The 9,728-nt window shown below is 51.9% G+C and carries 8 protein-coding genes and 1 riboswitch; of the genes, 4 read left to right on the plus strand and 4 right to left on the minus strand.

Annotated elements, in window-relative coordinates; genetic code table 11:
• Positions 1-117: 117 nt before the first annotated feature.
• The 3 genes from glnE (at position 118) to glgS (ending at position 4,955) form a co-directional block, all read left to right on the plus strand.
• Entirely contained in the window at positions 118-2,958 is a 2,841-nt protein-coding gene (gene glnE, locus BZK41_RS23825) for a bifunctional [glutamate--ammonia ligase]-adenylyl-L-tyrosine phosphorylase/[glutamate--ammonia-ligase] adenylyltransferase (protein ID WP_079939813.1), read from the plus strand.
• A 59-nt stretch (positions 2,959-3,017) separates the two neighbouring features.
• Complete coding sequence (gene hldE / locus BZK41_RS23830) at positions 3,018-4,451, plus strand: bifunctional D-glycero-beta-D-manno-heptose-7-phosphate kinase/D-glycero-beta-D-manno-heptose 1-phosphate adenylyltransferase HldE (protein ID WP_003828429.1); 1,434 nt, start codon at positions 3,018-3,020, stop codon at positions 4,449-4,451.
• A gap of 297 nt (positions 4,452-4,748) precedes the next feature.
• Positions 4,749-4,955: a cell surface composition regulator GlgS gene (gene glgS / locus BZK41_RS23835; protein WP_123267894.1), complete on the plus strand. Its 207-nt coding sequence runs from the start codon at positions 4,749-4,751 to the stop codon at positions 4,953-4,955.
• A gap of 33 nt (positions 4,956-4,988) precedes the next feature.
• On the opposite strand, the gene ubiK is transcribed toward glgS, so the two are convergent.
• Positions 4,989-5,285: a ubiquinone biosynthesis accessory factor UbiK gene (gene ubiK / locus BZK41_RS23840; RefSeq protein ID WP_079939815.1), complete on the minus strand. Its 297-nt coding sequence runs from the start codon at positions 5,283-5,285 to the stop codon at positions 4,989-4,991.
• Positions 5,286-5,417: 132 nt separating this feature from the next.
• A riboswitch (FMN riboswitch) is annotated at positions 5,418-5,567 on the plus strand.
• 106 nt (positions 5,568-5,673) lie between these two features.
• Between ubiK and ribB the strand changes: the two genes are divergently transcribed.
• Entirely contained in the window at positions 5,674-6,327 is a 654-nt protein-coding gene (gene ribB, locus BZK41_RS23845; RefSeq protein WP_038633931.1) for a 3,4-dihydroxy-2-butanone-4-phosphate synthase, read from the plus strand.
• An 84-nt stretch (positions 6,328-6,411) separates the two neighbouring features.
• On the opposite strand, the gene dsbI is transcribed toward ribB, so the two are convergent.
• Genes dsbI through BZK41_RS23860 form a run of 3 tightly spaced genes read right to left on the minus strand, consistent with a single transcriptional unit; the run spans position 6,412 to position 9,592 of the window.
• The gene (dsbI, locus tag BZK41_RS23850) at positions 6,412-7,089 is read right to left on the minus strand and encodes a protein-disulfide oxidoreductase DsbI (protein ID WP_079939816.1); all 678 of its coding nucleotides are present in this window, start codon (positions 7,087-7,089) and stop codon (positions 6,412-6,414) included.
• 14 nt (positions 7,090-7,103) lie between these two features.
• Positions 7,104-7,772 (minus strand): thiol:disulfide interchange protein DsbA/DsbL, encoded by a 669-nt coding sequence (locus tag BZK41_RS23855; RefSeq protein WP_079939817.1) that lies wholly within the window; start codon positions 7,770-7,772, stop codon positions 7,104-7,106.
• 23 nt (positions 7,773-7,795) lie between these two features.
• Positions 7,796-9,592 carry an aryl-sulfate sulfotransferase gene (locus BZK41_RS23860; RefSeq protein ID WP_079939818.1) on the minus strand — a complete coding sequence of 599 codons (1,797 nt, stop codon included), beginning with the start codon at positions 9,590-9,592 and terminating at the stop codon, positions 7,796-7,798.
• Positions 9,593-9,728 lie beyond the last annotated feature (136 nt).

The following is a 9,728-nucleotide window of genomic DNA, read 5'->3' on the forward strand; positions in this document are numbered from 1 at the left end:
TAGGCCGGGATGCCTGATGGCGCTGCGCTTATCAGGCCTACGCGATGTGTGTAACTGTCATGTAGGCCGGATAAGGCGAAAAGACGCATCCGGCACCATTCAAAGGATAACCCGTAAATGAAGCAGCTCTCTTCACCGTTACAGCAGTACTGGCCGACCGTTGTTGAGCGGCTGCCAGCAGCAATATCTGAGTCCTCGTTTAGCGTTCAGGCGAAGTCAGTACTTACATTCAGTGATTTTGTCCGTGACAGCATTATTGCCCATCCCGAATGGCTGGCTGAGCTGGAAAGCGCTCCCCCCCTGGGTGATGAATGGCAACACTATGCCGACTGGTTACAGCAAGCATTGGCTGACGTTAGTGACGAAAACACGCTGATGCGTGAGTTACGCCTGTTTCGCCGTCGCATTATGGTGCGTATCGCCTGGGCACAGACGCTGTCGCTGGTGACGGAAGAGGGTATTTTGCAGCAGCTAAGCCATCTGGCTGAAACGCTGATTATCGCCGCGCGTGACTGGTTATACGCCGCCTGCTGTCGCGAGTGGGGAACGCCCTGCAATTCTGAAGGAGTTGCGCAGCCATTGCTGATTTTAGGTATGGGGAAACTGGGCGGCGGCGAGCTGAATTTTTCCTCCGATATCGACCTGATTTTCGCCTGGCCGGAACACGGCAGCACACAGGGTGGGCGCCGCGAGCTGGATAACGCGCAGTTCTTTACCCGCATGGGCCAGCGTCTCATCAAGGTATTAGATCAGCCTACAATGGATGGGTTTGTCTATCGGGTGGATATGCGCTTACGCCCGTTTGGCGACAGCGGCCCGTTGGTACTGAGCTTCTCTGCGCTGGAGGATTATTACCAGGAGCAAGGGCGCGACTGGGAACGCTATGCGATGGTCAAAGCCCGTATTATGGGCGATGCCGACGGCACTTACGTCAGCGAACTTCGCGCCATGCTGCGGCCTTTTGTCTTCCGCCGCTATATTGATTTCAGCGTGATCCAGTCGCTGCGTAACATGAAAGGGATGATTGCGCGTGAAGTGCGTCGTCGAGGCCTGAAAGACAACATCAAGCTGGGGGCGGGCGGTATTCGTGAAATCGAATTTATCGTGCAGGTATTCCAGCTGATTCGCGGTGGGCGCGAGCCGTCGCTGCAATCCCGCTCGCTGTTACCGACGCTTAGCGCCATCAATGCGCTGCATCTGCTGCCTGATACCGATGCGGAACAACTGCGAGCAGCCTATCTCTATTTACGCCGCCTGGAAAACCTGCTGCAAAGCATCAATGATGAACAGACCCAAACGCTGCCAGGCGATGAACTGAATCGCGCGCGGCTGGCGTGGGGAATGAACGTTGATGACTGGCAGCAGTTAACCGATGTACTGGCCAATCATATGGACAACGTGCGCCGGGTATTTAACGAGCTGATTGGCGATGATGAAGCTGAAACCCAGGAAGAGTCGCTCTCAGAACAGTGGCGCGAACTGTGGCAGGACGCCTTACAGGAAGATGACACTACGCCGGTGCTGACGCATCTGGCGGATGACGATCGCCGGCGCGTGCTGTCTCTGATAGCCGATTTCCGCAAAGAGCTGGATAAACGCACCATTGGCCCACGCGGACGCCAGGTGCTGGATCATTTAATGCCGCATCTGCTGAGCGATGTCTGTTCGCGTGATGACGCTTCAGTACCGCTGTCGCGCATTACCCCTCTGCTGGTGGGGATCGTTACCCGTACGACTTATCTGGAACTGCTGAGCGAATTTCCCGGAGCGCTTAAGCATCTGATTTCTCTCTGTGCGGCCTCGCCGATGGTCGCCAGCCAGCTGGCGCGGTATCCGCTGTTGCTCGATGAACTGCTGGATCCGAACACGCTGTATCAACCTACCGCGACGGACGCCTACCGTGATGAGCTGCGCCAGTATTTGCTGCGCGTGCCGGAAGATGACGAAGAGCAGCAACTGGAGGCACTGCGCCAGTTTAAGCAAACGCAGCTGTTGCGAATTGCCGCGGCTGATATTGCCGGTACGCTGCCGGTGATGAAGGTGAGCGACCATTTAACCTGGCTGGCGGAAGCTATTATTGATGCGGTAGTCCAGCAGGCGTGGACGCAGATGGTTGCACGCTACGGGCAACCCACCCATCTTGGCGAACGCGAGGGGCGTGGTTTTGCCGTCGTCGGCTATGGCAAACTGGGCGGTTGGGAATTGGGGTACAGCTCGGATCTCGATTTGATCTTCCTGCATGACTGTCCGATGGATGTGATGACGGACGGCGAGCGTGAGATTGACGGGCGACAGTTCTATCTGCGTCTGGCGCAGCGCATTATGCACCTCTTCAGTACCCGCACTTCGTCCGGTATTTTGTACGAAGTGGATGCGCGTTTGCGTCCGTCCGGGGCGGCGGGGATGCTGGTGACATCAGCCGATGCTTTCGCCGATTATCAGCGTAACGAAGCCTGGACATGGGAACATCAGGCGCTGGTGCGTGCTCGCGTAGTGTACGGCGACCCGCAGTTGACCTCTCAGTTTGATGCGATTCGTCGCGATATCATGACCCTCGTCCGCGATGGAAAAACCTTGCAGACCGAGGTGCGTGAAATGCGTGAGAAAATGCGTGCCCATCTGGGTAATAAGCATCGCGATCGTTTTGATATCAAAGCAGATGAAGGCGGTATCACCGACATTGAGTTTATTACGCAGTATCTGGTGCTGCGTTATGCGCATGAAAAACCGAAGCTGACGCGCTGGTCGGATAACGTGCGCATTCTGGAATTACTGGCGCAAAACGACATTATGGACGAGCAGGAAGCGCTGGCGCTTACCCGCGCTTATACGACGTTGCGTGATGAACTTCACCATCTTGCGTTGCAGGAACTTCCGGGCCATGTGGCGCCGGAGCACTTCGACGCTGAACGCACGCTGGTGCGTGACAGCTGGCAGAAGTGGCTGGTTGCCGAGTGAAGTGTGCTATTATCGCGCGCAAATTTTAAGACACTCAGAGAATCTCTCAGGAGACAGGAATGAAAGTAACTCTGCCAGAGTTTGAACGTGCAGGAGTCATGGTTGTCGGTGATGTGATGCTGGATCGCTACTGGTATGGTCCTACCAGCCGTATTTCACCTGAAGCGCCTGTTCCGGTGGTAAAAGTGGATACCATCGAAGAACGTCCCGGTGGCGCAGCAAACGTGGCGATGAACATTGCCTCTCTGGGAGCGAATTCGCGTCTGGTGGGCCTGACTGGTATTGACGATGCGGCGCGTGCGCTGAGCAAAACGCTAACGGATGTGAACGTAAAATGTGACTTCGTGTCTGTACCGACCCATCCGACGATCACCAAACTGCGCGTGCTTTCCCGCAACCAGCAGCTGATTCGCCTGGATTTCGAAGAAGGTTTTGAAGGTGTGGATCCGCAGCCGCTGCATGAGCGTATTAACCAGGCACTGGGTTCAATCGGCGCTCTGGTGCTCTCCGACTACGCCAAAGGCGCGTTGGCAAGCGTGCAGCAGATGATTGCGCTGGCGCGTAAGGCTGGGGTGCCGGTGCTTATCGATCCGAAAGGAACCGATTTTGAACGCTACCGCGGCGCAACGCTGCTGACGCCGAATCTGTCTGAGTTTGAAGCAGTGGCGGGCAAGTGCAAAAGCGAAGATGAACTGGTTGAACGCGGCATGAAAGTGATTGCTGATTTCGACCTTTCCGCACTGCTGATCACGCGTTCCGAACAGGGCATGACGTTGCTGCAACCGGGAAAATCGCCACTTCATATGCCGACGCAGGCGCAGGAAGTGTATGACGTGACCGGTGCGGGCGATACGGTTATCGGCGTGCTGGCGGCGACGCTGGCGGCGGGTAATTCACTGGAAGAGGCGTGCTATTTTGCTAACGCCGCAGCCGGTGTTGTCGTTGGTAAGCTGGGGACTTCTACCGTTTCTCCGATTGAACTGGAAAACGCCGTGCGCGGTCGGGCCGATACTGGCTTTGGCGTGATGAGCGAATCTGAGCTGAAACAGGCCGTTGCCAGCGCCCGCAAGCGCGGCGAGAAAGTGGTAATGACCAACGGTGTGTTCGACATCCTGCATGCGGGCCATGTTTCCTATCTGGCGAATGCGCGCAAGCTGGGCGATCGCCTGATCGTGGCGGTAAACAGCGATGCTTCGACCAAACGTCTGAAAGGCGAAACGCGTCCGGTCAACCCGCTGGAACAGCGTATGATCGTGCTGGGTGCGCTGGAATCTGTCGACTGGGTGGTCTCTTTTGAAGAAGATACGCCGCAGCGTCTGATTGCTGGCATTCTGCCGGACCTGCTGGTCAAAGGCGGCGACTATAAGCCGGAGCAGATTGCGGGCAGCGAAGAGGTGTGGGCGAACGGCGGTGAAGTGCTGGTGCTGAACTTCGAAGATGGCTGCTCAACGACCAATATCATCAAGAAGATCCAGAAAGACAGCGATAAGTGAACTCTGACCTGATAGCCGGATAAGCGAAGTTCCGTCCGGCCTACAGGATGTATCGATTACAGGCCGGATAAGACGCTTGCGCGTCGCAATCCGGCTTTTTTTTCGCTTTAGTCTTCAGCCGCAGCGCCTCTTTCCCTGATATACCCGCCATATTTCAAGCCCTCTTAAATTTCATAGGAAACTGTGAACCCGCGCAGTGGATTTGCGCACAATATGTACAGAATAACTTCGTATCCAGGGAAATACTGAAATTAGAAAAAGCATATGGCCTTAGCAGATATTCAATAACTGGAGGGTATGCTCATGAACAGCAATATGTATTCACTGAACAATTTCGATTTCCTGGCCCGTAGTTTTGCCAGGATGCAGGCTGAGGGCCATCCCGTTGATATCCAGGCGATAACTGGGAACATGGATGAAGAACATCGTAGCTGGTTTTGCAAACGCTATGCGCTGTACTGCCAGCAGGCGACGGAAGCCAGGAAGCTAGAACTGGAACACTAACAGAAAAACGGGCCTTGCGGCCCGTTGTCGTTTTTACTCTTGCGGATCGACTGACGGGATCGCGGGGGCAGGTTTAACTTCTGCCGTTTTTTCACGCGATTCCAGCTCAGTCAGACGTTGCTCAAGCATCGCCAGCTTTTCACGCGTGCGCAATAAAACCTGAGTCTGTACATCGAATTCTTCGCGGCTTACCAGATCCAGACGGGTCAGCTGGGACTGCAGCGTTTGACGAATTTTCTTCTCGACGTCTTCGCCAAACTCGCGGATCCCTTTCGGCATCGACTCGTGAACCTGACGAGCAATCTGCTCAATTTTTTTCGGGTCAATCATTGTGGTTTCCCTGAACTGGTACGTGTTGCTGCCTATTGTAGTGCGAACTGGCACAGGCATAAACCAGAATTGTGTGAAGCTAAGACGAGTAAAGGCGTTGATGAAGGTAATCAATAGCGTTATAGTTAACCCGCTTATTCTCAGGGCGGGGCGAAATTCCCCACCGGCGGTAAATCAACTGATGTTGAAAGCCCGCGAGCGCTTTTTGTTACGGCAAAAAGGTCAGCAGATCCGGTGTAATTCCGGGGCCGACGGTTAGAGTCCGGATGGGAGAGAGTAACGATCCAGTCGGGCATGGACCCGCTCACGTTATTTTTTTGCCGCTTAGGCGGTACTCCTAAGACTGCCCTGATTCTGGTAACCATAATTTTAGTGAGGTTTTTTTACCATGAATCAGACGCTACTTTCCTCTTTTGGTACGCCTTTCGAACGTGTTGAACATGCGCTGTCTGCGCTGCGTGAAGGACGCGGTGTGATGGTGCTTGACGACGAAGATCGTGAAAACGAAGGCGATATGGTTTTCCCGGCAGAAACCATGACTGTTGAACAGATGGCGCTGACCATCCGTCACGGCAGCGGTATTGTATGCCTGTGCATCACTGAAGACCGACGCAAACAGCTCGATCTGCCAATGATGGTGGAAAACAACACCAGCGCTTACGGTACCGGTTTTACCGTGACCATTGAAGCAGCAGAAGGCGTGACCACCGGCGTTTCCGCAGCAGACCGTGTTACTACGGTGCGTGCGGCAATTAAGGATGGCGCTAAACCTTCCGATCTTAACCGTCCGGGGCACGTTTTCCCGCTGCGAGCTCAGGCTGGCGGCGTGTTGACCCGCGGTGGTCATACTGAAGCAACCATCGACCTGATGACGCTGGCAGGATTTAAACCGGCGGGTGTGCTGTGCGAACTGACCAATGACGATGGCACCATGGCGCGTGCGCCAGAATGCATCGAATTTGCCGGTAAGCATAATATGGCTGTAGTTACTATCGAAGACCTGGTGGCTTACCGTCAGGCGCATGAGCGCAAAGCCAGCTAATTGCTGACTACCGCGACAACCGTGGTAGGGATAAAAAAACCGAAGTCAGTTTTCTGGCTTCGGTTTTTTGTTATTACAGCCTGGCTATTTTTTTCTGGCCAGTTTAAGTGCCCATGCTCCACTCATTACCAGCAACAGCACTAAACACAAACCAAAGGCGAGTAGGCAGGCCTGCGCCATATTCATAAAATGCCATGGCGGAAGCAGATACCAGCCTTCTGACTGTTGGTATAGATCGACAAACCACTTTTGCGTACTGCTGAGCGCCACGCCGTCGGGAACGATGGGCGCGTCATAGCCGCAATCTCCAGTGGGTTTAAACCACTCAGGAGCCCAGTTTGCCAGCGGCAAATTGAAAGGGAATGTCGGATCGGTGGAACATCCCTGTACACCAAAGAGTGAATCCGGGTCCGGGTTATGTACTGCATAATGGATGCCATTAAGTTTGATGGAGAACTTAATACCCATAATGCTGCCATAAAATGCCGCAATGCAGCCGACCAGTTTTAGGATGAGGTTTTTAGGGTTTATTGCCGCGATCAGCCCACCGAAAACCATCACAAACATGGCAAAGCGGATGTATACACATTGCTCGCAGGGGGCCATGTAGAGATAGATTTGGAAGAACGAGTGCGCCAGAATAATTAACCCACCCATGGCACAAGCCATTAGCAACCACAAAAAGCGCCGCTCCTGCCATCTCACCAGGGTATCAACTGGCGTGGTAAATAAGTCTCGCCACAATCCTTTAATAAAAGCCATAGCCGGTTCCCTGTTTATTTTGCCGCCAGCTCTCTGACAAGCTCAGCCATGGAATCAATCGATTTGATGCTTTTGGTGTAGATCAGGTACTTACCATTGACTACGTAAGCCGGAACCCCCTGGATTTTGGCAACATCATAGGCCGCTTTCCATTTTTCCAACGTTTGCTGGACGGCGGGGTCCTTCAATGCTGCGTCAAAATCAGCCTGACTCATGCCGGCTGCATCCAGCCCTGTTTTGATGAATGACGCGGGATCTTTACCGTCAGACCAGCGTTCCTTTTTGTCGTGGTAGGCAGTGTAGTAAGCGAACTTGGCTTTTTTGAACTGTGATTTGGCGTCAAACAATGAGACCCCTGCGGCCTGATCCTTCGCAATCATTACTGCAAATACTTCACTGGCCTGTTTACCGTATTCTCCTTTGGTCTCGAGATGAAAAGGAGTGAAGGTCACGACATCGGCAACTTTGTCTGACACTGGGCCTGTCACGGCTTTATCATATTTGTAGCAGAATGGGCAGGCATAGCTGAATACTTTGATCAACGTTTTATCAGCATTGGGAATCGGTTTCTCCAGCACCATATAGTCAGTACCTTCAGTAAAAGCCGATGCTGCAAATGGTGTTGCCAGCGCCGCCGTTAATACCACGCTTTTAAATAATGAAGTAATCCATTTAGATGACATAATTAATCCTTAATCTAACGATATTATTTAAACATTTGTTGTGGGTGAACCAGTAATGCGCGGTAGTGCGTTTGGTTTGGTTTATCAGAAAGGACATCAATTTCGACTTTGACTTCTTTTGTTTTGTAGTCAATTTCGTTGATTTTTCCGATGGTTGGCTGTCCAACGTCAAATAAATTAATAGAACCACCAAATCCAAACATGGTGTCGCGGTCTTTTTGATATTCAATTACCGACGTGATAGGACTGTAGAAATCATAACCGCGCTCTTTCCCGTACTCCCAAATTTGCTGAACGGTTCCTTTTTTCTCGTCAATTTTATATTCGACGAACCGGGAATATTTCATTGTTGGTAGAGCCGGTTGTTCGAGTCCACGGCCATCGCCATTGTCAAAGATGGTTAGCGTTCCTTTGCTGGAGAGCCAGGCGGTGTGTTGGGTGTAGGTAAAATCGAAATCAGTATTCTCGCACTTACCGTTTTCATCACACTTCAGCGCATTGCCCTTATCATCAACCGGTTTTAACAGTTTGCTTGCCAGCGACTTATTCCAGCCTTTAGACGGTGCCAGAATCCATTTAACCTGTTTATCACGACCGATTTTGACGACACCCTGATGGCGGGAAGAAAGAATGATGGAGTCATCTTTAGCGTCATAGGCAATGGAGTTGACGTGAGCCCAGTTACGGCCCGCACCAACGCCAAGGGCGTCACCATAGGGGGTATCTGGCTCCAGTTTCGCCTGTTGGCCTGCGTGAGCGAGATCCACGTTGACGCATACCGCGCCTGCGTCCAGCGCACCCAGCAGCGCGTCACGCATCGGGTCGAGAATTTTGGTTAGATCCCACACGTCAACAACACGTCCAGATTTATCGACTTCAATAATCTGGTCGCGGATGGTATGCACGTGAAGACCATCCTCTTTGCGATAGTCGCGTTTACCTACGCGCAGCAATACAGTGTTATTGACCGTTTCGATCGATTCATGTGATGCATCCATGAATCCGCGTGGTAGTTTATGGTCGGCCAGAATCTGGCCCAGCATATCGAATTCATACCAGTGCTGGCCTTGTACGGCGGTGAATGTGCCGCGCGGTGTTTCACGAATACCCATCAGGTAGCCGCGCTTGTTGATATCCATGTCGTGGCCGTCATAGAAGGTGTCCTGATCCAGCCACCACCGATATTCGCCTTCCGTATCGACGACAAAGGTAAAGGGTGCGATATCAAAAGGGAGTGCGCCGCCAGCCGGACCCGCATCCAGGATGCCGGCATTTTTATCTTTTTCACCATGCCAGTGGAATTCTGCACCCTGCGGGGTAAAGGTATGGGTATTCACCAGATAAAGGCGATCTTCAAAACCAGGTGCTACTTTAATCACTTTTGTTTGCTGTAAATCAGATATAGAGCGGTTATCCATATAGTGATTAACGATGGCGGATGTTTGCACCACGTAATCATCTTTCATGGCTTTGCCATTTTCTTTATATTCAACGGTTACCTTATTTGCGAACTTTTGATAAAGGCCAAAAATAGGAATGCCATCGTACGTGGCGAGCGACGCTTTGCCGACGGTATAAGTTACCGGAACGCCTTTTTCACCTTTACCATGGACGGTAACTTTAACATCTGAAATAACGTGGCTGTCTAATTCAACCAGCGCAGTAAGCGGGGCATTTCCATACGGGTCAACCACTATTGCGCCCAATTTTCCTGCAGGTTGGGCCGGCTGAAAACCAGCGGCAAGAGAGTTTCCTGCTGCTAATCCAAATGTTAGTGCCAGAGTCCCAGCCAGAAGTGTTTTTCGGTATTGTGTAAACATGGATATATCTCCTTATATTACCTATAAATATAATTTTGCTGAATATATTATGTTTTTACTATTTTGATAAAACAAAATGGTATTGCTAATGCTACTTTCACAATGTATTAATTAATGTTGATGAAATGTATTATTC

The sequence above is a fragment of the Citrobacter sp. A316 genome, from assembly GCF_002042945.1.
GTDB classification, from domain to species: domain Bacteria; phylum Pseudomonadota; class Gammaproteobacteria; order Enterobacterales; family Enterobacteriaceae; genus Citrobacter; species Citrobacter portucalensis.